Genomic DNA, 21,427 nt, shown 5'->3' on the forward strand with positions numbered 1-21,427 from the left:
CTGCGGCTACACCGGGTCGAGCGCCGTGGCGGCGGCGCCCTGGACGTAGGCCATCGCGGCCGTGAACACGGGGTCGCTCATCCGTTCGATCAGCTGCTCGGTGGTGACCTCCTCGATCCGGGTCTGGATCCACCAGAGGTTGCCGAACGGGTCGCGTACCCGCCCCACCAGGTCACCGAAGGCCAGGTGGGTGACCTCGGTGACCGTGGTGCCGCCGGCCTCGACCGCGCGGGCCAGGGTGGCGTGGGCGTCCTCGACGTAGAGCCGGAGGAACGCCGGGGTGGCGGGCCAGCCCCCGGGGCTGTCGAAGAGCATGACGACCGCGTCGCCGATGCGTACCTCCGCGTGCCCGATGACGCCCTTCTCGTCGGCGATGCGCGCGATCTCCGCGGCCCCGAACGCCGCGACCAGGTAGTCGATGAGTCCGGCGGTGTCGCGGCCGATCACCCACGGGGTCACGGTGGTGTAGCCCTCGGGAACGCCTGTGAACGTCATGGTGCGGCCTTTCGCCCTGATCCGGTGGAACATCGCCCACAGTAGGAGGGGTCCCGGTCAACTACTGTCCTGGACTCGGCCCCGCCCCTAGGTTTTCGGTCTCCAGGACTCGGCCTCGGCGAGGGCGGCCATGACGACACCGGTGTCGATGGTGACCACGGCCATCTCCCAGATCTCCGTGCCCACCCGCACCGTGAGCACCCGTACGTCCCCCAGCTGCCGCTCGGCGAACGAGGACGGCTCACGGACGTCGATCACCTCGTGCGGACGCGGCAGCGGCACGGGCCTGCCGAACGTGCGGAACGGCCGCCACTTGCACCACGCGAGGCGCTCGGGCCCCGCGAGGTGCATGACCAGGACGCCCTGGCGGAAGAAGTTCCCGTCCAGCCGCAGATGGGCGACCGAGCGCAGGGGCAGCCCCTGCCGGAGATCGAGCAGGTCCTGCGCGGCCACGGCGGGGTTGCCGCCCTGCACGCCCCACCACCACTGAAGGGGATCGCGGAGGACGTCGGGGATGAATCGGGTGCCCGCGGTGTTGCGCGGTGGGGGATGCATGCGCCGCCTTCGGTGGCCGGGAGTGTGAGAGGGCCTCGACACGAGGCCTCCCATCCTTCCCCGGGAACGCGGCGCCCCGGCCCAGGAGTCACTTTCCGGCGGGCACGGCGATCCTCTCCCTGTCCGCCGTGGTCACGTCCAGCAGCTTCGGCGACGTGTCCTTGCTGCGCACGTGCGTGGTGTAGACCACGAGTCCGACGAACGTGAACCCGCCCACCAGGTTGCCCAGGACCGTGGGTATCTCGTTCCAGACCAGGTAGTCGCCGACGGAGAAGTCCCCGCCGAGCAGCAGTCCGGCCGGGAAGAGGAACATGTTCACGATCGAGTGCTCGAAGCCCATATAGAAGAAGAGCATCACCGGCATCCACATGGCGATGACCTTGCCGCCCACGGTCTTCGACATCATCGCGCCGACCACGCCGGTGGAGACCATCCAGTTGCACAGCACACCGCGGATGAACAGCGTCAGCATGCCGGAGGCGCCGTACTCGGCGTAGCCCACGGTCCGTGCCTCGCCGATCGTGCCCAGGCGCTGTCCGATCTCGTCGGGTTCCGTGGCGAAGCCCGTGGTGACGATGGTCGCCATGAAGAGCGCGACCATGAACGCACCCGCGAAGTCGCCGACGAACACCAGGCCCCAGTCGCGCAGCAGTCCCTTGAACGTCGCCCCGGGTCTGCCGTCGATCAGGGCCAGGGGAACCAGCGTGAACACACCGGTGAGCAGGTCGTAGCCCAGCAGGTCCGGGTCACTCCTTCTTCTTCGCGGCCTTGGCGGCCTTGGCGGCCCGCTTGGTCTCGCGCACCTCGGTGAGGGACTGCTCGTCGACGATGTCGGCGACCGAGCGCCGGGAGCCCTCCTCGCCGTAGGGGCCGGCGGCCTCGCGCCAGCCCTCCGGGCGCACGCCCCTCTGCTTGCCGAGCAGGGCGAGGAAGATGCGCGCCTTCTGGTCGCCGAAGCCGGGAAGGGCCTTGAGGCGGCGGAGCAGCTCGCGGCCCTCGGGGTCACCCGAGGTCCAGACGCGCTCGGCGCGCCCCTCGTAGCCGTCGACCAGGGCCGCGCACAGCGCCTGGACCCGCTTGGCCATCGATGAGGGGAAGCGGTGCACCGCCGGGGTGCGCGCGAAGACCTCGGCGAGTTCCGCGGGGTCGCGCCCGGCGAGGTCGGCCGCGTCCAGGGAGCCGAGCCGGTCGGCGATCTTCTTCGGCCCGGCGAAGGCGACCTCCATGGCGACCTGCTGGTCGAGGAGCATGCCGATCATGAGCGCCAGCGGCTCCCTGGAGAGCAGGGCGTCGGCCTCGGCGTCACCGGTGATGTGCAGGGTGTCGTCCATGCCCCCGATCCTGCCATCGCCTGGGGTGAGGTCGCCCGCGACGAGCCGGGTCCCGCGCGTCGGCGGCGAACTCGCGGCTCCGCGGGATCATCCGCGCAGGTCGCGCCACTCCTCCGTGGCCAGGACCGCCGCCCACGCGCCGGCGACACGGGCCAGGCCGCGCCGCACCTCGTCCACGACCGCCGGGGCCAGCGGCACCGCGCCCTCCGGGTCGGGCTCCATGCGCACCGTCACCCGCAGTCCGTCCAGCACCTTCTGCCCGCGCGCGATCGCCTCGGGGTCGGTGTCGGGACCGTCGTCGAGGACCGCGCGGATGCCGTCGCGCAGTGCGACCGCCTCGTCGAGGTCGGCCAGGGTGATGGGAATGGCGCCCTCGGTGACCAGCCGGTACTTGCGCAGGAACCGCGCGAGGTCGGCGCGGTCGGCGAGGTGCCCGTCCGCGGAGACGAAGTCCTTGATGAGTTCGGCGGCCGTGGCGGGCCGTGTGGGGGTCGTCATGAAGGCCATGACACCACGGTTCGGCCGCCGATACAGGCGAACGCGGCACTCGGTGGCCACCTGTGGCCACCGAGCCGCGCCAAGGGTGACGAACGGCGCCGAATCCTCGCGTCGGCCCTCCCCCGGAGCCTCTCGGGCGCCCGAGTCGGCCGTCCCCAGAGGCTCCCGGGCGCCGCCGTCCTCAGTCCCCGATCAGCAGCCGGACGCCCTCCCGGTCCGTGGGCAGGCCCAGGCCCTTGAGGTGGACGGAGAAGTCGGCGACCGTCTCCGCCCAGAGGTCGTCGTTGTCCAGCAGGGCCCGGAGGTAGGCGCGCTGGACCCCGGTCGGCTCGCCGCCCGCATCTGCCCCGGGCGTGCGCGGGAAGGCCAGTTCCAGCAGGGGGCCGCAGTCGCGCTCAGCGGTGTAGGCCGACGACAGCGCCGCCATCCGGCGGTGGACGGGCAGCAGGCGTTCGGCGTCCTCGGGGCGCGCACGCTCGGCGAGGGTCCGCACCAAGGTGAACCGGACGTGGCCGCCGAAGGCCGCGGGACGGCTGCCGAACCACTGGTCCGCCGCCCGGGGATCCTCCAGCGCCTCGACGAGGACCCGGGTGGCCTCGGCGTCGTCGCGTAGGGCGGGCGCGAGCGCGGCGCAGGCGCGGATGGCCGGATCGGCGTGGGTGAGGAACTCGGCGGTGTCGCCGCCCGCCTCCCCCTTCGCCAGGACGATGACGGCCGCCTCGTCGCGGGTCTCGGCCATGTCGGCGGCCCCGGACAGGTCCAGGTCCAGCCCGCCCAGGGCGGCGACGGCCGCGGCGGCCTCCACCGCGCGCGAGCGCAGCAGCGCGTCCGGGCAGGTGAGCAGGGGCTGGACGGCGTCACGCAGCGCGGGTGCGGCGGCGCGCAGGTCCGCGACGGCCTGCCACGTCAGCGCCTCCAGGACGGGCTCCTCCCACACCTGCTCGTCCTCGGCCCTGATCGCGTCGATGGCGCGTTCGCGCTCGGCCGGCTCCAGACGGGCGCGCTCGGCCACCTCGGTGTCGGTCGCGTCGATGGTGGCGCTCTCGGCCGCGTCCCGCACGAAGCCCAGCAGTGCGGCGCGCAGGGGTTCGGGGCTGGCTCCGGTGTCCGGGTACGGCCGTCCCCGGTCGGGGCGGTCCAGGAGTCCGGCCACGAACAGGACGGTCGGCACGGTCGCCGGGAAGAGGCTGCCCTGGTGCAGCATGGCGCTGTACAGGTAGCCCAGGCTCCGCGTGAGTGTGTCCGGGTCGTCGGTGAGGAGCCCGGAGAGCCGTCCGGGGGCGTCCCCGGACGCACCGTAGGCGTGGAAGGTCCGGTCCCAGTCGGTGGTGTGGAGTACGTCCAGTCCTGTCTGCATACGCGCATCCTGCCAGCGGGCACCGTCGTTCCACGGGCGTGGCTACCGCCGGGCCGGTGGGCCGCGCGAGTACTGTCGACTCTCCCAGTGACAGGAAGGTCCCTCGATGCCACTCGACCAGCCGCCGACCACACCGATGCGCAGGGCCCTGTTCCGCGCGCCGATCTGGATCTACCGGTTGGGTCTGGGCCCGCTGCTGGGACGCCGTTTCGTCCTGCTGACGCACAAGGGCCGTACGAGCGGAACGGCGCGCCAGGCCGTTCTGGAGGTGATCGGCGCGAACGAGGCCACCGGCACGGTCCTGGTGGCGTCGGGGTACGGGCGGCGGTCGCAGTGGTACCGCAACATCGTGGCCGAGCCGCGGGTGATGTTCCAGGTGGGCGCCTACCGGCACCGGGGCCGGGCCACGCCGCTGCCGCCGGAGGAGGCCGGCCGGGCGCTGGCGCACTACGCCCAGCACCACCCCGCGGCCGCGCGCACGCTCCTGGGCGGTCTGGGATTCGAGGTGGACGGCTCCCCGGAGTCCTTCGCGCGCGTGGGCGCCGATCCCGACGGCGTTCCGGTCGTCCGGCTCGCGCCGACCGATCCCCCGAGGTCCGATTTCCCGGACCTGTCCGACCGCTAGCCCCGTGTCCACCCTGCTCCCCGGGGTGCGGTGCCGCGGCCCGCACCCCGGGGAGTGAACGACCCGTCACTGCGGGGGTTGACGGGGCGGGCGGCGGCCCGGATAGTTTTCGGGAGCGCTCCCATACGGCTTCCACCGCGGGGAGCGCTGCGCCGGCCCGGTGGCTGACCGGCGCCGTCGGCGCGGCGCCCGGACGACCCCCACCCCCCAGCCGGGAAAGGTCCCCACACGTGACCAACGAACGCTCCCGCCCCCTGGCGAGGATGACCGGCATGCTCGCCGCCACCGTCCTACCGCTGTTGGCGGCCCTTCTGTGCGCGCCTTCGGCCGCATCGGCCGCCACCCTGACCGAGATCGACGACTTCGGCCCCAATCCCAGCGACCTGCGCATGTTCCTCTACGTCCCCGACGACGTCGCCGAGGATCCACCGATCCTGGTGGCGCAGCACTGGTGCACCGGAACCGGGCCGGTCTTCCACGCCAACACCGAGTACGCCGCCCTGGCCGACGAGCACGGCTTCATCGTCGTCTACCCGTCCGTCACGCGCAGCAGCCAGTGCTTCGACGTCTCCTCCCCCGAGGCCCTGCGCCGCGACGGCGGCAGCGACCCGGTGGGCATCCGCTCGATGATCGACTACACCGTCCGCACCCATGACGCCGACACCGACCGCGTCTTCGTCACCGGTGTCTCCTCCGGCGCCATGATGACCAACGTGATGCTGGCCAACTACCCGGACGTGTTCGCCGCCGGCGCCGCGTTCGCCGGGGTCCCGTTCGGCTGCTTCGCCACGACCGACGGCTCGGGCTGGAACAACGAGTGCTCCAACGGCCGGATCGACCACACCCCGCAGGAATGGGGCGACCTGGTCCGCGACTCCTACCCCGGCTATGACGGCCCGCGTCCGCGCATGCAGCTGTGGCACGGCAGCGAGGACGACGTCCTGCACTACGCCAACTTCGCCGAGGAGATCGAGCAGTGGACGAACGTGCACGGTCTCGGCACGGAACCCACCGCCACCGACCGGCCCCAGGCCCACTGGGATCGGACCCGCTACGGGGCGACCGGTGACCAGGCCCCGGTGGAGGCGATCAGCGTGGAGGGCGTAGGTCACGACGTCATCACCACCGGCATGGCCGCCCACGTGATCACCTTCTTCGGCCTGGACCAGGGCGCCGACCCCGACCCCGACCCCGGTCCCGATCCGGACCCGGTGGAGGGCGACTGCCGGGTCACCGCCTCGACCAACGGGTGGAACACCGGCCTCACCGCCGCGCTGACCATCGCCAACACCGGCGACGCTCCCGTGGAGGACTGGGCGCTGGAGTTCACCCTCCCCGAGGGCCAGAGCCTCACCTCCGGTTGGAACGCCTCCTACAGCCCCGAGAGCGGGACGGTCGTGGCCACTCACGCCGCCCACAACGCCACCATCGCTCCGGGCGCGGAGGTGGGGATCGGCTACCAGGCGACGCACACCGGCGACTCCGGTGCGCCGACCGGCTTCGTCCTCAACGGAACGGAGTGCACCGTGGACTGACCCCGGCCCGGCTCGGCTCCGCTTCGGCGGGGCCGCGCCACGCCCCGGCCGCGTCGACCGCGTCGACCGGGTCGGCCCGCCGGGGCCGGGGCGGTCGGCTCACCGCGCCCACGGCGGGGTGAACGGCTCCCCCTCGGGCAGGACCGCCTGGCCGCCGACGGGGAGCACGGCCATGAGCGTGCACGGACGCTCGTGCGGATTGGCCAGGGCGAAAGGGGTGTGCGGGGGCACGATGAGCGCGTCCCCGTCGGACAGGGCGTGCTCGGCGCCGTCCACGGTGGCCACGGCCGCCCCCGCCAGTACGACCAGGACCTCCTCCCGCGTGAGCGCGTGCTCCCGCCCCTCGACGCCCGGTGCGAGCTCGGTCCGCCAGACACAGGTCTCCGTGGCGCCGCGGCTGGGCGCGGCCAGACCGGTGAAGGTGGCGTTGTGCATGCTGAACTCGGGTGCGGTGCTGCTGTGAACGACCGGCATGCTGCTCCTCGCCTCAATAAATACAACCTCGTTTGTACAACTTAGCTTATACAACTCGATTTGTATACTGGGACGGACGACACCGTCGACGGGAGCGGACATGGATCACGACGGGGACTTCGGAGTGCTGCTGGGCCGGGCCTTCCAGCGGATGGTCGCCGACCTGCACGCCCACCTGGCCGAGGCGGGGTTCACCGAACTCGGCCCGAGCCTCGGGTTCGCGATCAAGGAGGTCGCCGCGGCCGGCGCCGACGGCCTGACCACCGCCGGGCTCGCCGCGCGGATGGGCATCACCCACCAGGGCGCCGCCAAGGCGGTGGACGAGATGGTCGCGGCCGGATACGTCGAGCGCGTCCCGGACCCGCGGGACGGCCGCAGCAAGCTGCTGGTCCTGACCGACCACGGGAAGGCGCTCCTGGCCGCCGGACACGCCTTCCACCAGGACTACGAGCGACGCCTCACCGACCGGCTCGGGCCCGACCGCGTGGCGGCCGCGCGGCAGGTCCTCACCGCGATGAGGGACATGGCGGGCACACGGGAGGAGACCGCGCGCGCCGCACGCCCGTTCATCTGAGGAGTCGGCCGGGCGGGATCAGGCGCTCGCTCCCAGCGTCACCGTGCGCGACCCGGGGGCGAACGCGTCGAACGACTGCTCCCAGGACTCCCCCGGCCAGTGGTGGGTCACGCGGCCCTCGTCCGGGCGGTAGTCCGCGGTGTACAGCGTGCCCAGCCCCTGGTCGTAGGCGGTCAGGTACAGCGGGGGCCGCAGCATCGCCGCCACGTCCGCGCCCGTGGCGCGCACGGCCGCCAGCCGCTCCCGGGTCCGGGTGAAGCGCTCCTGCTCCTCGGGCACCGGCGCGAGCTGGTGGTTGGCGGCGCAGGCGTCGGGGGCCTCGGTCGGCGGGATGTCCGGCCCCACGTGCACGGTGACCGCGCGGCGGGCGTCGACCAACGTCAGGTTCTGAGCGGTGCTGATCGGGATCGTGCGCAGGCGGTCGAGTGCCTCGGCCACGGTCGCGCAGGTCTCCAGCAGGTAGCGCACCACGAGGGGCACGGCGAAGCCGGGGCCGTGCACGGGCCGTCCGCCGAACGTGAGCGAGACCGCCAGTCCGGCGTCGTTCATCCCGTCCAACAGCCCCCAACCCGCCTCCTGGGTCCCGATCACCGGGCGCAGGAAGCGCGAGTGGACGATCGTGCCCTCGCAGCGGTCGGGCGCGAAGTCGTAGTTGCGCACCAGCCGGCCCGCGCCGCCGATCTGGGTGCAACCGGCGAACGACGTGCGCATGTTCGCGAAGGTGAGGAAGGAGTCGCCGTCGGGCCGGTCGAGCTGGGCGGCGAGCCGCTCGCGCACGTCCACCAGTTCCGGCATGTGCGCCGCGAACAGCTCACGGCCCCGGGCCGCGTGCTCCGGCGTCCGACGCTCCGGGTCCAGCCACCAGGACAGCTCCGGCCACCGCGAGCGCGCGTACTCACCCCAGCGCCCGTCACCGCCGTCGCCGACCTCGATCGCCGTGAAGGTCTTGCCGTGTCCCATGACCGCCGCTCCCTCGTCCGCACCGCCGTGTCACTGGACGATCCCACCCTTTTCCGGGGCGGCGCGCCAGGCCTTCGGCGGATGGGACGGCGGAGCGTTCCCGCCCCGGCGGGCGGTCCGGCCCTACTCGCCCTTGAGTTCCACGCCCAGGAGGGCGTCGATGGTGGCGCGGGCCAGCGCGGGGGCGCCGGTGTCCGTGCCGCCCTCGGTCAGGGCCGCGGTGACCCAGGTGTCCACGGCCGCCAGCGCGGCCGGGGAGTCCAGGTCCTCGGCCAGGGCCGCGCGGACCGCGGCGAGCATCGGCGCGGCGTCCGGTCCCGCGCCCAGCGCGACGGCCGAGCGCCAGCGCTTGAAGCGGTCACAGGCCACGGGGAGCTCGGCGTCGGTCCACTCCCACGGCGAGCGGTAGTGGTGGGCCAGCATGGCCAGGCGGATCACGGCCGGCTCCACGCCCTGCTCGCGCAGCTTGGACACGAACACGAGGTTGCCCAGCGACTTGGACATCTTCTCGCCGTTGAGCCCCACCATGCCCACGTGCAGGTGGTTGTGGGCGTTGGGCCCACCCGTGGTGCTGCGGGTCTCGGCCGCGCCCATCTCGTGGTGCGGGAAGATCAGGTCGCTTCCGCCGCCGTTGAGGTCGAAGTTCGGGCCCAGCCGGTCCAGGGCGATGGCGCTGCACTCGATGTGCCAGCCGGGGCGGCCGCGGCCCAGCGGGCTCTCCCAGGAGGGCTCGCCCGGACGCTCGGCGCGCCACAGCAGCCAGTCCAGGGGGTCCTTCTTCCCGGAGCGGTCGGGGTCGCCGCCGCGCTCGCCGAACAGCTCCAGCATCTCATCGCGGTCCAGGCCGCTGATCTCGCCGAACTTGGGCGCCTCGGCCGCGGAGAAGTACAGGTCGCCGTCGAGTTCGTAGGCGGCGCCGGTGTCACGGATCCTGGCGGCCAGGTCGCTGATGAGGTCGACCGACTCCACCACGCCGACGTAGGAGGTCGGGGGGATGATCCGCAGGGCGGCCATGTCCTCGCGGAAGACGTCGATCTCGCGGTGGGCCAGGTCCCGCCAGTCCACGCCGATCGCCACGGCCCGCTCCAGCAGCGGGTCGTCGATGTCGGTGGTGTTCTGCACGTAGTTCACGTCGTGCCCGGCGTCCCGCCACACCCGGTTGACCAGGTCGAAGGTCAGGTAGGTGAACGCGTGCCCCAGGTGGGCGGCGTCGTAGGGCGTGATGCCGCACGCGTACATGCCCGCGCGCGGGCCCGGGTCCGTCGCCCGTATCCGACCGGTGGCCGTGTCGTGGATCCGGAGGGGGCCGCCGGTACCCGGCAGGGAGATGATGTCAGGCGCAGACCATGAACGCATAACGGAAAGACTATCCGCCCCGTCACGCGGCACACGTCCCTGGGACGGTACGGATGTCGGGTGACGATCACCCCACAAGAGCTGGGAATAGCTCAGCGGGGCGCGGTGAGTTCCTCGTGGTTGCGGCCGATGAGGAAGGCCCCGAAGACGGCCGCGCCCGTACAGCCTGCGGCCAGGACCAGGTTGCCCAGCCTCCAGTGCAGCAGTGCGCCACTGACCGAGACCACGTAGAGGAGCCAGTAGGCCCCGGTCTCCATCAGACTCGTCGACCAACCGGCTCCCGTGCCGCTGTCCGGTTCCCTCATGCCTACCCCTGACCCTGAACGCGTGCCGCGCACGCGCGCCCGACGGCGTTCGCGCCGTCTCTCAAGAGACGCTTCGGGCACACAGGGGGTTGACATCCGTTGCACAATCCGTCAGCGAACGGGGGGCTCGGCCCGGCGGGCGACGGCCCGGTTCGGGAGCCCGCCGGGGCGCGTGGCGCCCGTGGCGCGCGAGGAGGACGTCCTGGTCCTGGACCCGCGTCACGGTGCCGGACGCGTCACGGCCGCGCGGCCAGCTCCCATTCCAGTTCGTCCAGGTCGGCCCCGGCGAGGTCTCTGGCTCGGGACAGGGCGGTGTCGCCGGCGGGGGCGAACTCGGCCAGGTCGGCGCGGACCGCGCGCAGCTGTCCGCGGGCGCGGCGGACGGGGGCGGCCGCACGGTCCGCCACCGGCTCGACGGACGGCCGGCCGGCGCCGCCGATCTCCTCGACGGGCGTCCGCAGCGTCCACGTCCATTCCCCGGAGCGCGCGGAGGGGGCCGCGTGGACCAGCACGCCGACGTGTTCGGCTCGCTCGTGGCGCAGGCGCACCCAGCGTCCGACGAGGGCGGCGGGGTCCGTGACGGGGCGGGCGGACAGGGTGTAGGGCTGGTCAGTGGCCGAAATGGCGTTCATCGGGGGTCCTTCCGAGTCGGGTCGGGATCACGTGGGGGGGCCGCCTTCGGCGCGGCCCACCGGGGATACGCTCCCCCACACCGCATATGACGCGGTTTCGGACAGGGATTCCTACCCGTTTCTGCGGCTTGTCCCACGGACCGTTCTCGTCCGCGATCGCACGGCGGTCAGCGGGCCGCCGACGACGACGCCAGGAGTGAGCGGCCCAGTGCCTCCTCGGCGTCCCCGGCGCCCAACAGGACCCCGGGCAGCTGCGAGTCGGCGGTGTGGACGAGCAGCGCGGCGGTGCGCGCGGGGTCGGGTCCGCCGTGCCCGCAGCGGACGGGGTGCGCGGCCAACGCGGCGACCAGGGCTGCGCGCAGTTCGTCCAGGCGGGCCACGCCCTCGGGTACGCGCGGGGCGTGGGCGCTCATCAGCGCGTGCAGCCGGGGCCGGTCGCTGTGCAGGCCGACCATCGCGGCGGCCACGGCCCGCAGGGTGCCCTCCACGTCGGGCCGTTCCCGGTCCAGGCGCTCCGACACATCCTCCAGGGCCTGCGCCGCCTGGTCCAGGTGCCGCTCGGCCGGCGCGTAGAGCATCGCGTGCTTGTCCGGGAAGTACTGGTAGAGCGTGCCGACGGAGTAGCCGGTGCGCTCGGCGATCCGGTCGGTGGTCGCGTCCAGGCCCTCGCGCTCGAACACCTGAGCCGCCGCCTCCAGGAGGGTCTCGACCCTCAGGCGTGACCGCAGCCGGCGCGGGGTCCTGCGCACGATGCCGATGGCTCCTCCAACGCGAGTTGTCACGGCCCTGCGCGGCGCCCAGGATCGTCGGTATGGACGATCACGACCACTATCGCACCCACATGCCCGAGTCGCTCCGCCCGAATCCCCTGCCCGCCCGGGTCCACACCTGGTGGCGGCGCCCCGGGGCCGAGATCCACGTCGAGCGGATCGGTGATCCCCTGGCGCGGCACCGGGTGGTGCTGCTGCACGGGGCCGGAGGCCACGCCGGCCTGCTGTGGCCCTACGCGGCGGCGGTCGCCGCCCGGGGCGCACACGTGGTCGTGCCCGACCTGCCGGGCTACGGCCGCACACGGGTGCGCCGCCCGGGCGCCGTCCGGTACGAGGACTGGGTCCGACTGGCCGCCGACCTGCTGTGCGCCGAGCGCGACGCGCACGAGGGACCGCTGAGCGCGGTGGGCGCCAGCCTCGGCGGGATGCTCGCCTACGACGCCGCCACGCGCACGGGCGCGGCGGACCGGGTGGTGGCGACCTGTCTGCTGGACCCGCGCGATCCGGCCGCGCTGCGGTGTCTCTCGCGCTATCCGTGGGCCGGCGGAGCGGCCGTGGGACTGCTGCGTGTGCTCGCCGGCCCGCTGGCGGGGGTCCGGATCCCGATCCGGTGGCCGGCGAACATGCGGGCGATCAGCAACCGGCCGGCGCTGACCCGGGTCGTCGTCGCCGACCGGCGCGGCGGGGGCACTCGCGTGCCGCTGGGCTTCCTGCGCGGCTACCTGGAGTCGGCTCCCGCGGTGGAGCCGGAGCGGGCGGGGGACGTCCCCGTGGTCCTGGCGCATCCCGCGCGGGACCGGTGGACGCCGCCCGCCGTCAGCCGGGCGTTCCTGGACCGGATCGCGGCGCCCACCCGGTACGTCCCGCTGGAGGAGTGCGGCCACCTGCCCGTCGAGGAGCCGGGGGTGGGCACGCTGGTGGACGTCATCGCCGACCCCCCGGAGCGGTGACCGTCCGTCCCCGGCGGGATGGGCGGACCGGCGGCGGGCCAGGTCTCAACCGCGGTGCTGCGGGTGGTGACCGGGGGGCGGCTGGGGCGCCCTCTGCTGCTGGGGCCCGGGGTAGGGGGCGGGCGGCGGCGGTGCGGCGACGATCGGGGACGGGGCCGCCGTCGTCTGCCCGAGGGCGATCGCACCCAGCAGGAAGCCGATGCCGACGAGCGCGCTGACCACGGGCAGGGTCACGCCCCACAGGTCCAGGTCGGCCAGGATGCTGCTGCCGGTCGTGACCGTGCACTCCTGGGACTCCGGCGACTGCACCTCGCACCGCCAGGAGACTCCACCGGAGATCGCGTTCGCCTCCACCAGGGCCAGCGCCAGCACGACGGAGACGACCAGGCTCAGCAGGCCGAGCCACAACAGGATGGTTCGCAGAGTTCGCATGGCGGGCATCGTAGGGCGACGACGTCTCCCCGGAGACTCGGCTGTCCACATCCGGCCGCCGCGGGTCCGGGTCCGGTCGGCGCGGTGTGTCGCCCAGACCTGTGTGCGGCCATACGAAGGTGCGCTCGGCGGCGCCGTTCGGACAGACCTCGTCGGGCGACTCGCCCCGGCTGATCCGGCGGACGTTGACTCCCGCCGGCACCTGGTGCGCGGCGTGCGGCCGGCGGCGACCATCCGCGCGCTCAGGCCCGACACGCCCTCCTCCAGCAGGGCGTGCGCTGACTGTCCAGCATCCGGGACGCGGACGTGGTGCTGGTGCTGGAGCGGATCTACGAGCAGGGCCGGCACCACGAGCTCCCGGCCGCCGGAAGCACCTACGCCCGGCCGCACGAGCCCCGGTTCACGGCGGAGTGAGGGGCGCTCCCCTTCCCGGTCCGCGGCCCGGGCCGCCACGGCCGGCCCGCTCAGAGCTCGATCATCCGCCAGGCCGCGGGATCGGCGGGGATGTCGGTGAAGGCGTAGCGCACCGCGCGATCGTCCAGGGCCAGCATGGTCACCGAGCCGGTGGCCCACACCAGGCCGTCGCCGAGGTCGGCGTGGGCGATCAGCCCCGAGGGGTCGCCCGACTCGTCGCTGCCCGCCGAACGCGGTTTGGCCAGCGCGGCATCGGTCACCAGGGCCGGCCAGCGGCCCCAGACCTCCTCCACCCCCTCCCCCGCGGTCGTCGACGAGGGGTCCGGGCGGGTGGCGGCGAACTCGGGCGTGTGCCGCAGCGCGCGCGGATCGGCCGGGTCGAGCCCGGTGTTGACGACCGTGCTCACCCCCACGGGCACGGGTCCCGAGTGCAGGCGCCGACCGTCCCAGCTGTGCAGATCGGCGTGGCCTGCGTCGGCCAGCAGCAGGTGGAAGGGCGCGTACCGGGACAGGTCCTCCTCGGCCAGGGGATCGCGTCCGGGCCGGGCGAGGGCATGCAGCGGCAGGTCGCCCCGGCTGGCCGGATAGCTGCCCTCCCAGGGCATCCGGCCGTCCCACGGCCACCCGTTGAGCAGCGCCGCCACACGGGGGCGGGCGGGATCGACGGCGAGCCAGGTGCCCCCGGCCAGCCGGTCACGGCCGCCGACCACGTCCGGCTGGTCGGGCCAGTGGCGCCCGGGGCCGTCCCAGGGGCGCGAGCGCATCTCGTCCCTGATCGCGGTGATCACCAGCGGTGTCCGCGCCGCCGGATCGAAGCCCACGATGACCGTGCACATGGCGCCCCTCACTGTCGTGCCGTGGTGGCCGGTGCGGTCCGTCGACCGGTACCGACCGTCCTCCTCCCATGAAACCGCACCCGTCCACGGCGAGGCGAGACCGGGGTGCGGCCCACCGTGCCCCGGGGCGCGGGTGCGGGCACCACCGGAGGCCCGGGGGTGAGCGCGCCCGACACCGGCCGCAGAGTCTTCTAGTCTGGTTCTGCCTCGTATCGAGGTCACACCCGTGACGGGAGCCTCTCGCGTCCCTCGCCTTCCGTCCGTCCCACCCTGCCGCAGCCAGGAGAAGTGCGTGCCCGAACCATCCGACCGGCCGATCGACAGGCCGACCGACCGGCCCGGCCGGCGTCGCAACGGCGCCGACCCCGTGTCCGCGCCCCCGCCTTCCTCACCGGTCCCGACCATCGCGGGCGACCGGCCCGACGACGACGCCCGGGGGCCGACCGAGCCCTGGACCGAACAGGGGCTGGACCGGGCCGAGGTGGCCGCGCGTATCGCGAGCGGCCGCACCAACGACGTGCCGGTGCGTGCCAGCCGCAGCGTCGCCCAGATCGTGCGCGGCAACGTGTTCACGCGGATCAACGCGATGATCGCGGTGCTCTTCGCGATCATCGCCGTGATCGGACCCGTCCAGGACGGGCTCTTCGCGATGGTCATCGTCATCAACACCCTCATCGGCATCGTCCAGGAGCTGCGCGCCAAACGCACCCTGGACAAGCTCGCGATCGTCAACGCCGCACGCCCCCGTGTGGTGCGCGACGGCGCGACGGTACGGGTGGCCACGCAGGAGATCGTCCTGGACGAGATCCTGGAGATCGGGACGGGCGACCAGATCGTCGTCGACGGCGTGGTCACCTCCGTCAGCGGCCTCGAGATCGACGAGTCCCTGCTCACCGGAGAGGCCGACCCGGTCCTCAAGCGACCCGGCGACACGGTGATGTCGGGCAGCTTCGTGGTGGCGGGCACGGGCCGGTTCCGGGCCACGAAGGTGGGACGGCACGCCTACGCCGCACGGCTGGCCGAGGAGGCCGGCCGGTTCTCCCTCGTCCGTTCCGAACTGCGCTCGGGCATCAACCGCATCCTCACCTGGATCACCTACGCGCTCTTCCCGATCGGCGGGCTGCTGGTCTACAGCCAGCTGTTCCTGGGCGGACAGGTGGCCCTGGACGAGTCGGTCGCGGGCGGGCAGGTCTCCGGTCCCCTGGCCGACGCCCTGCGCGGCATGGTCGCCGCCCTGGTGTCGATGATCCCCGAAGGCCTCATCCTGCTCACGAGCATCGCCTTCGCGGTGGGCGTGATCCGCCTGGGCCGGCACCGCTGCCTGGTCCAGGAGTTGCCCGCCATCGAAGGGCTGGCGCGGGTGGACGTGGTGTGCACCGACAAGACGGGCACGCTGACCGAGGCCGGTATGCGTCTGGCCGAGATCCGTGACCTGGGCGGCGGCCCCGACGGCGCCACCGGCTCCTCCCCCGCCCGGGTGCTGGCCGCACTGGCGAGCAGCGACCCCGAACCCAACGCGAGCATGGCGGCCATCGCCCAGGGCTGCGCGGCCACGGGCGGCTCCGCGCCGGACTGGCCGGTCACCGCGCTGGCCCCCTTCTCCTCGGCCCGCAAGTGGAGCGGCGCGAGCCTGCGCACGCCCACCGGTGAGGAGCACTGGGTGCTGGGCGCGGCCGACGTGCTCACCTCCGCCGACACACCCGCCGCGGCCGAGGCGGCCCGCCTGGGCGCCCAGGGGCACCGCGTGCTGCTGCTCGCCCGGGCCTTCGCGCGCGTGGACGCCGAGGGCGCCCCGGGTTCCGTGCGGCCGGTCGCGCTGGTGGTCCTGGACCAGCGGGTGCGCGAGGACGCCGCGCCCACCCTGGACTACTTCGCCGAACAGGGCGTGGACGTCAAGATCGTCTCCGGCGACCACGCCGCCTCGGTCGGGGCGGTGGGGCGCGAGCTGCGCCTGCCCGGCGCCGATCGGCCGGTCGACGCCCGTGACCTGTCGGAGGACGCCGACGACCTGGCTCAGGAGGTGGCGGCGCGGTCGGCGTTCGGCCGCGTCACCCCCGAGCGCAAGCGCGACATGGTGCGCGGGCTGCGCGCCCGGGGCCGCACGGTCGCGATGACCGGCGACGGCGTCAACGACGTGCTGGCGCTGAAGGAGGCCGACGTCGGCGTGGCGATGGGGTCGGGCAGTCCGGCCTCGCGCTCGGTGGCCCAGCTGGTGCTGCTGGACGACCGGTTCTCGGCACTGCCCAAGGTGGTGGCCGAGGGCCGCCGGGTCATCGGCAACATCGAACGCGTGGCCAGCCTGTTCCTGACCAAGACCGTGTACACGATGATCCTGGCCACGATCGTGGGCCTGCTCGCGGTCGCCTACCCGTTCTTCCCCCGCCACGCGACCCTCATCAACGCGGTCACGTTCGGGATCCCGTCGTTCTTCCTGGCACTGGCGCCCAACACCGACCTGGCCCGGCCGGGGTTCGTGGGGCGCACCCTGCGGCTGGCGATCCCGTCGGGAACGGTGGCCGGACTCGCGGCGGTGACCACGTATCTGCTGGTCCTGGGCGGGCGGACCGTACCGGACCCGGCCGACCGCACCGCCGTGGTGATCACCCTGTGCGCGACGACGCTGTGGGTGCTGCTGCTGGTGGCGAAGCCGTACGTGTGGTGGAAGGTGGTGCTGGTCGGCTCGATGGTGGGCCTGCTGACCACCATCATGGTGACGCCGCTGGGCCAGTGGTTCTTCGACCTGGACGTCAGCGACCCGACCAAGGTGCTGACCGGTCTGGCGGTGGCGGGTGTGGCGATCGTCGTGATCACGGTGATCCGGGTGGTCGACGACCGGATGACCGCGAAGTCGCGACGCGAGGCCGATTCTGACGAAGCCGCGTCAAGCCCGGCGCCGACGGGGTGACCGGCGGCGTGGGCGCGATTACGCTGGCGGGTGACCACGGCGCCCCGCGCCGACGGCCGGCGGCACGCTTTCGGTGAGCGCCACCGGCGGAGGGGTCAGCGCCGCAGGCGTCCGTTGAGGATGGCGGGCGACGGGCATCCACCGATGACGCCCAGGGAGGGCCGTGACACCGCAGCAGCCCACCGGACGCGCCCGCCTCGGACTGGCCCTGCTCCTGGGCCTGCTGTCGGTCCTGGGCCCGGTCAGCATCGACATGTACCTGCCGGGGCTCCCGGCGATCGCCGACGACCTGGACGCGTCGGCTTCCGTCGTCCAGCTCAGCCTGACCGCGTGCATGGTCGGGCTGGCCGCCGGCCAGGTGGTCGTCGGCCCGCTCAGCGACGCGCGCGGGCGGCGGGGGCCGCTGCTGGTCTCCCTGGCCCTGTTCGTGCTCTCGTCCCTGTTGTGCGCGCTCGCGCCGACCGCCGGCACGCTGGTGGCGGCGCGCTTCCTCCAGGGCTTCACCGCCTCGGCCGGGCTCGTCCTCTCGCGCGCGGTCGTGCGCGACGTCTTCAGCGGGGGCGATCTGACGCGGTTCTTCTCGGTCCTGACGGCGATCACCGCGGTGGCTCCCCTCATCGCGCCGGTGATCGGCGGCGGGATCCTGTGGCTGCCCCTGGGCGGCTGGCGGTCCGTGTTCGTCTTCCTCGCCGTACTGGGTGCGGCCGTCACCGCGGTCGCCGCGCTCGGTCTTGGCGAGACCCTGCCGCCGGAGCGGCGGGTGCCGGGCAGCGTGGGCGGGTCCCTGCGGTCCATGGGCTCACTCCTACGCGACCGGAGCTTCTTCGGATACGCGCTCGTGGTCGGGCTGCTGCACGGAGGGAGCTTCGCCTACGTCGCCGGGACGCCGTTCGTGTACCAGGACCTGCACGGGGTGTCGGCGCAGGGCTTCGGGGTGCTGTTCGCCGTCAACGGACTGGCCATGATCCTGGGGAGCGCGTCGGTGGGGCGCCTCAGCGACCGGTGGTCGGAGCGCACGCTGCTGCGCGCGGCGGCCGTCGCGGCCGTGGCCTCGACCGGGGCGGTGCTCGTGGCGACCCTCGTCGGCGCCCCGCTGGTCGCCCTGGCGGTGCCCCTGTTCGTGTACATGGCGGCGATGGGCGCCACTCTGGCCTGCGGTTTCGCGTTGGCGATGCACGGCCAGGAGCGCCGGGCGGGGGCCGCCAGCGCGCTGATCGGGGCGTTCCCGATGGTCATCGGCGCGGTGGCCGCTCCCCTGGTCGGGCTCGACGAGACCACGGCCGTGCCGATGGGCGCCGTGCTGTTCGGCTCCGCGGCCCTGGCGCTGCTGGCCCTGTGCACGCTGACCACGGCGGGCCCGAACGCCCGCACGGGTGCGCGGTCGGGCGTCGGTGACCGTGTGCGGCGTAGCATGGCGCGCGGACGGCGCCCGCGAGGGCGCGAGGCCCGATAGAGGGAGCGCCTCGTGGTGGACGACAACGACGTACGGCATCTGCGGCGCGCCGTGGACCTGGCTGCCTCGGCCCTGGACCAGGGCGAGGAGCCCTTCGGCTCGGTGCTGGTCTCGGGGGACGGCGAGGTCCTGTTCGAGGACCACAACCGCGTGTCCGGGGGCGACCAGACCCGGCACCCGGAGTTCGAGATCGCCCGCTGGGCGGGCACGCACATGACCTTGCCCGAGCGCGCCGCGGCCACCGTGTACACCTCCGGCGAGCACTGCCCCATGTGCGCGGCCGCGCACAACAGGGAAGAACTGCGCCGGAGGCGCCGGTTGAGGGTGGTAGCCCACCCCCGTTTCAGCCCCGTGGGCGATGGCGGGTGACGGGCGGGCCGGCCTGGGCCGGATCGTGTACGCCGGCTCCTCGGCCCAGCTGACCGCCTGGCGCGAGGGCTGGGGCCTGCCGCCGGGCCCGGTGCGCCCGCTCCCGATCACCGACGTCGTGCCGGACGCCGTGGTCGAGGGCCCGGTCGCCGCGTTCACCGAGCAGGTCAGGGGCCTGCACGCCCGCGTCCTCGGCCTCTCATGACCCTGTTCGCCGCCTGAGCGGGCGGGCCCGGTGGTGGAGCGTGTGCGGCGCTGCGCCACCGGGCCGAGGCCCCCTCACACGCGGATGAGCGTCAGGTAGGCCATGCCGAGGATCTCGCGCATCCCGTCGACCCGGGCGGCCCGGTGGCGGTCCGCGGTGGCCCGGACCTCGTCGGCGTCGGGCGAGTCCGGGTTCTCCAGCAGCCAGTCCTCCCAGCCCTGGGCGTGCCGGTTCTCGAAGTCGTCCCACTCGGCCGGGCTCGCCTGCGAGAGCGCCCGCAGCCGGAACCCGTGGGAGAGGGCGAGGTCGACCAGCCCGCGCATGGACCGGTACTGCTCGCGCGGGTTGTCGTACATGGCGGCCAGTTCCGCGTCGGTCGGCTCGCGCAGCCAGAAGCACTCGCCGAACAGCAGGCGGCCGCCGGGTTGGAGCAGGCCGGCGAGCGCCCCCAGGGCAGTCGCGGTGTGCGTGACCGGGTCACCGCCCCACACGTGCGTGGAGCCGACGTTGACGAGGACGTCGGCGCGGGTCCCCGACCAGTCCGCCACGTCCCCCACGACGAGTTCGACCCGCTCGTCCAGTCCCCTGGCGCGCGCGTTCGCGCGGCCGTGCCCGATGGCCTCCTCGCCCCGGTCGATACCCAGGCCGGTCGCCGTGGGCGCGCTCGCCAGGACACGGAGCAGGAACTCGGCCCAGCCGCAGCCGACGTCGACGACGCGGCACCCGTCGAGGGGGCCGAGGGTCGTGATCAGCCGGGCGGCGTGTTCGTCGGAGAGCGGTCCGTTGACGTCGGCGGCGCGGTACAGGGGAGGCAGGGGTGGTGTGACCATCCGGGCAGCCTGTCGGGCGGGGACACGCCTGTCCACCGGTTTTCCCGCCAGGACGCCGGGCGGACCGGTCGCCCTCCTCGGTCCGGGGAACCGATCGGACGATACGTCCGTCCGATACCTGATGCGAAGTGTGACCCCGGGGCCGCGACGGCCCCGGGGCGGCGGTGGGAGGGAGCAGTATGCGGCACGAGTCGGCCACGACGTTCACGGTGAGTCCCGGGACCGGGGACTTCTGGCGGGAGATGAGGCGCCCCGGCCGGATCGCGCTCCTGGTCGTCGCGCTCCTCGCCCTGGTGGTCGAGTTCGCCGCCGGCTGGTACTCCTTCGAGGAGGACGACCCCGGGTCCGGCCTCGTGTTCGTGGTGAGCATCGGCGCGGTCGTCCTCGTGACCTGTGGCCTGAGCCTGGTCTACGGCGTCCTGTTCTGGCGCAACAGCCGCCTGGTGCTCACGCCGGACGAGATCGTCCACCGGAACTGGCGGGGCCGAACGCGCAGGCTGCCCCGGGACCGCGTCGCCGAGGTCACCAAGGCGCGCTACCTGGCGGACTCGAACGGGATCAGGAACGGGAACGTCCTGACCGTCATCGCCGCCACGGACGGCCGCACGGTCAGCTTCGCCACCGCGTACTGGCCGGAGGAGGAGTTGGCGGAGCTGTGGCGGCGGCTCGGCGCGCCCTGTGGGACGTGGCTGGACCCGGCCGTTCCGACGATGAGGGAGTTCCGCCGGAGCCACCGGGTGCGGCTGCCCGTCTACCACAGGCACTTCACGGGCTTCACCATGCTGGTGGGCGGCGCGATCGCCGTCGCGCTGATCGCGGTGACGACGATCCTGGTCGTCGCGTTCGGCTGACCGGCTCCGGCACTCTGATCGCACGCGACCGTTCCCGGGATCGATCGGTCCCGGGCGTGATCAGTCCTGGGAGCGGTCGGCCTCGTCGGAGCGCTCGGGCTCGAACCGACCCTGGATGACCCGGCCACCGCCCGTACCCGTCGAACCTCCCGAACCCGCCGGGCCGCCCTGGCCCGGGTCGCCGCCGGGGCGACGGCCGAAGGGGTCCGCCGGACCGCCCTGGCCGGGGATCCGGGCGCCCTGCGCCACGAACTCCTCGTTCATCCGCTCCTGCATCCGGCGCATCCGGCGCTGGGCCCATCCGGCGAACGCCCAGCGCAGAGCGGGGCGCGTGACCGGCGTGACCAGCAGCAGTCCCAGGAACGCGGTGACGAAGCCGGGCACGATGAGCAGCACACCGCCCGCCATCAGCATGAGGGGGTCGAGCAGCCCGCCGCGCGGCGGCTCGCCCGTGCGCATGGCCTGGTCGGCGTCACGGAAGGCCTTGGTTCCGGCCCGGCGCAGCAGGAACACGCCCAGGACGGTCAGCGAAACCAGGGCGGCCAGTGTCCAGGGCACACCGATCCATCCGCCGACGACGATCATCAGCCACACTTCCACGAACGGAAGGGCCATCAGCGCCAGCACGGCCAGCAGCGGCATCGTGAACCATCCTCAACTCACGGGCGGCGGGGGTCTGTGGGAAGAACGTTCCCGCGTCCCTCATCGTTCCCCG

The 21,427-nt window shown here is 73.6% G+C and carries 23 protein-coding genes and 1 pseudogene; 8 read left to right on the forward strand and 16 right to left on the reverse strand.

Features of this window, described 5'->3' with window-relative positions; genetic code table 11:
* Nucleotides 1–6: 6 nt before the first annotated feature.
* From DFP74_RS25710 to DFP74_RS25735, 6 genes are all read right to left on the reverse strand, one after another.
* A complete protein-coding gene (locus tag DFP74_RS25710) occupies nt 7–495 on the reverse strand; it encodes a VOC family protein (RefSeq protein WP_121188517.1) in 489 nt (162 codons plus the stop codon).
* Between the two features lie 87 nt (nt 496–582).
* Entirely contained in the window at nt 583–1,050 is a 468-nt protein-coding gene (locus DFP74_RS25715) for a hypothetical protein (protein ID WP_121185535.1), read from the reverse strand.
* An 88-nt stretch (nt 1,051–1,138) separates the two neighbouring features.
* Complete coding sequence (locus DFP74_RS25720; RefSeq protein WP_121188518.1) at nt 1,139–1,789, reverse strand: formate/nitrite transporter family protein; 651 nt, start codon at nt 1,787–1,789, stop codon at nt 1,139–1,141.
* A gap of 7 nt (nt 1,790–1,796) precedes the next feature.
* Nucleotides 1,797–2,381 carry an HhH-GPD-type base excision DNA repair protein gene (locus tag DFP74_RS25725; protein ID WP_121185537.1) on the reverse strand — a complete coding sequence of 195 codons (585 nt, stop codon included), beginning with the start codon at nt 2,379–2,381 and terminating at the stop codon, nt 1,797–1,799.
* A gap of 87 nt (nt 2,382–2,468) precedes the next feature.
* Nucleotides 2,469–2,879: an ABATE domain-containing protein gene (locus tag DFP74_RS25730; RefSeq protein ID WP_121188519.1), complete on the reverse strand. Its 411-nt coding sequence runs from the start codon at nt 2,877–2,879 to the stop codon at nt 2,469–2,471.
* A 181-nt stretch (nt 2,880–3,060) separates the two neighbouring features.
* The gene (locus tag DFP74_RS25735; RefSeq protein ID WP_121185539.1) at nt 3,061–4,236 is read right to left on the reverse strand and encodes a hypothetical protein; all 1,176 of its coding nucleotides are present in this window, start codon (nt 4,234–4,236) and stop codon (nt 3,061–3,063) included.
* A 106-nt stretch (nt 4,237–4,342) separates the two neighbouring features.
* Here DFP74_RS25735 and DFP74_RS25740 point away from each other — a divergent pair, with 106 nt between their 5' ends.
* Together DFP74_RS25740 and DFP74_RS25745 are read left to right on the forward strand one after the other, a co-directional pair.
* The gene (locus DFP74_RS25740; protein WP_121185541.1) at nt 4,343–4,861 is read left to right on the forward strand and encodes a nitroreductase family deazaflavin-dependent oxidoreductase; all 519 of its coding nucleotides are present in this window, start codon (nt 4,343–4,345) and stop codon (nt 4,859–4,861) included.
* A gap of 230 nt (nt 4,862–5,091) precedes the next feature.
* Nucleotides 5,092–6,396 carry a PHB depolymerase family esterase gene (locus tag DFP74_RS25745; protein ID WP_199725783.1) on the forward strand — a complete coding sequence of 435 codons (1,305 nt, stop codon included), beginning with the start codon at nt 5,092–5,094 and terminating at the stop codon, nt 6,394–6,396.
* Between the two features lie 99 nt (nt 6,397–6,495).
* Here DFP74_RS25745 and DFP74_RS25750 read toward each other — a convergent pair whose 3' ends face one another.
* Nucleotides 6,496–6,870 carry a cupin domain-containing protein gene (locus DFP74_RS25750; protein ID WP_121185543.1) on the reverse strand — a complete coding sequence of 125 codons (375 nt, stop codon included), beginning with the start codon at nt 6,868–6,870 and terminating at the stop codon, nt 6,496–6,498.
* Between the two features lie 100 nt (nt 6,871–6,970).
* On the opposite strand from DFP74_RS25750, the gene DFP74_RS25755 reads away from it, so the two are divergent.
* A complete protein-coding gene (locus DFP74_RS25755) occupies nt 6,971–7,444 on the forward strand; it encodes a MarR family winged helix-turn-helix transcriptional regulator (RefSeq protein WP_121185545.1) in 474 nt (157 codons plus the stop codon).
* A gap of 18 nt (nt 7,445–7,462) precedes the next feature.
* On the opposite strand, the gene DFP74_RS25760 is transcribed toward DFP74_RS25755, so the two are convergent.
* From DFP74_RS25760 to DFP74_RS25780, 5 genes are all read right to left on the reverse strand, one after another.
* The gene (locus tag DFP74_RS25760; protein ID WP_121185547.1) at nt 7,463–8,404 is read right to left on the reverse strand and encodes a C45 family autoproteolytic acyltransferase/hydolase; all 942 of its coding nucleotides are present in this window, start codon (nt 8,402–8,404) and stop codon (nt 7,463–7,465) included.
* 123 nt (nt 8,405–8,527) lie between these two features.
* On the reverse strand, nt 8,528–9,760 hold the full coding sequence (mshC, locus tag DFP74_RS25765; protein WP_121185549.1) for a cysteine--1-D-myo-inosityl 2-amino-2-deoxy-alpha-D-glucopyranoside ligase: 1,233 nt from the start codon (nt 9,758–9,760) through the stop codon (nt 8,528–8,530).
* Between the two features lie 92 nt (nt 9,761–9,852).
* The gene (locus tag DFP74_RS25770) at nt 9,853–10,065 is read right to left on the reverse strand and encodes a hypothetical protein (RefSeq protein ID WP_121185551.1); all 213 of its coding nucleotides are present in this window, start codon (nt 10,063–10,065) and stop codon (nt 9,853–9,855) included.
* A 236-nt stretch (nt 10,066–10,301) separates the two neighbouring features.
* On the reverse strand, nt 10,302–10,697 hold the full coding sequence (locus DFP74_RS25775) for a hypothetical protein (protein ID WP_121185553.1): 396 nt from the start codon (nt 10,695–10,697) through the stop codon (nt 10,302–10,304).
* A gap of 167 nt (nt 10,698–10,864) precedes the next feature.
* Complete coding sequence (locus tag DFP74_RS25780) at nt 10,865–11,446, reverse strand: TetR/AcrR family transcriptional regulator (RefSeq protein WP_233571160.1); 582 nt, start codon at nt 11,444–11,446, stop codon at nt 10,865–10,867.
* 62 nt (nt 11,447–11,508) lie between these two features.
* On the opposite strand from DFP74_RS25780, the gene DFP74_RS25785 reads away from it, so the two are divergent.
* The gene (locus DFP74_RS25785) at nt 11,509–12,417 is read left to right on the forward strand and encodes an alpha/beta hydrolase (protein ID WP_121185555.1); all 909 of its coding nucleotides are present in this window, start codon (nt 11,509–11,511) and stop codon (nt 12,415–12,417) included.
* Between the two features lie 45 nt (nt 12,418–12,462).
* On the opposite strand, the gene DFP74_RS25790 is transcribed toward DFP74_RS25785, so the two are convergent.
* Entirely contained in the window at nt 12,463–12,849 is a 387-nt protein-coding gene (locus DFP74_RS25790) for a hypothetical protein (RefSeq protein WP_147453913.1), read from the reverse strand.
* A gap of 464 nt (nt 12,850–13,313) precedes the next feature.
* Nucleotides 13,314–14,099, reverse strand: coding sequence for an NRDE family protein (locus DFP74_RS25795; RefSeq protein WP_121185559.1), 786 nt, complete (start codon nt 14,097–14,099; stop codon nt 13,314–13,316).
* Between the two features lie 292 nt (nt 14,100–14,391).
* Between DFP74_RS25795 and DFP74_RS25800 the strand changes: the two genes are divergently transcribed.
* From DFP74_RS25800 to DFP74_RS25810, 3 genes and pseudogenes are all read left to right on the forward strand, one after another.
* On the forward strand, nt 14,392–17,004 hold the full coding sequence (locus DFP74_RS25800) for an HAD-IC family P-type ATPase (protein WP_370013432.1): 2,613 nt from the start codon (nt 14,392–14,394) through the stop codon (nt 17,002–17,004).
* Between the two features lie 163 nt (nt 17,005–17,167).
* Nucleotides 17,168–18,457 carry a multidrug effflux MFS transporter gene (locus DFP74_RS25805; protein WP_121185561.1) on the forward strand — a complete coding sequence of 430 codons (1,290 nt, stop codon included), beginning with the start codon at nt 17,168–17,170 and terminating at the stop codon, nt 18,455–18,457.
* Between the two features lie 12 nt (nt 18,458–18,469).
* Nucleotides 18,470–19,031: pseudogene (locus tag DFP74_RS25810) on the forward strand (nucleoside deaminase).
* A gap of 74 nt (nt 19,032–19,105) precedes the next feature.
* Here the strand turns inward: DFP74_RS25810 and DFP74_RS25815 are convergent.
* Entirely contained in the window at nt 19,106–19,861 is a 756-nt protein-coding gene (locus tag DFP74_RS25815) for a cyclopropane-fatty-acyl-phospholipid synthase family protein (protein WP_121185563.1), read from the reverse strand.
* A gap of 179 nt (nt 19,862–20,040) precedes the next feature.
* Between DFP74_RS25815 and DFP74_RS25820 the strand changes: the two genes are divergently transcribed.
* A complete protein-coding gene (locus DFP74_RS25820; protein WP_121185565.1) occupies nt 20,041–20,712 on the forward strand; it encodes a hypothetical protein in 672 nt (223 codons plus the stop codon).
* A gap of 60 nt (nt 20,713–20,772) precedes the next feature.
* On the opposite strand, the gene DFP74_RS25825 is transcribed toward DFP74_RS25820, so the two are convergent.
* The gene (locus tag DFP74_RS25825; RefSeq protein WP_121185567.1) at nt 20,773–21,354 is read right to left on the reverse strand and encodes an FxsA family protein; all 582 of its coding nucleotides are present in this window, start codon (nt 21,352–21,354) and stop codon (nt 20,773–20,775) included.
* Between the last annotated feature and the right edge of the window lie 73 nt (nt 21,355–21,427).

Source organism: Nocardiopsis sp. Huas11, from assembly GCF_003634495.1.
Taxonomy (GTDB): Bacteria; Actinomycetota; Actinomycetes; order Streptosporangiales; family Streptosporangiaceae; genus Nocardiopsis.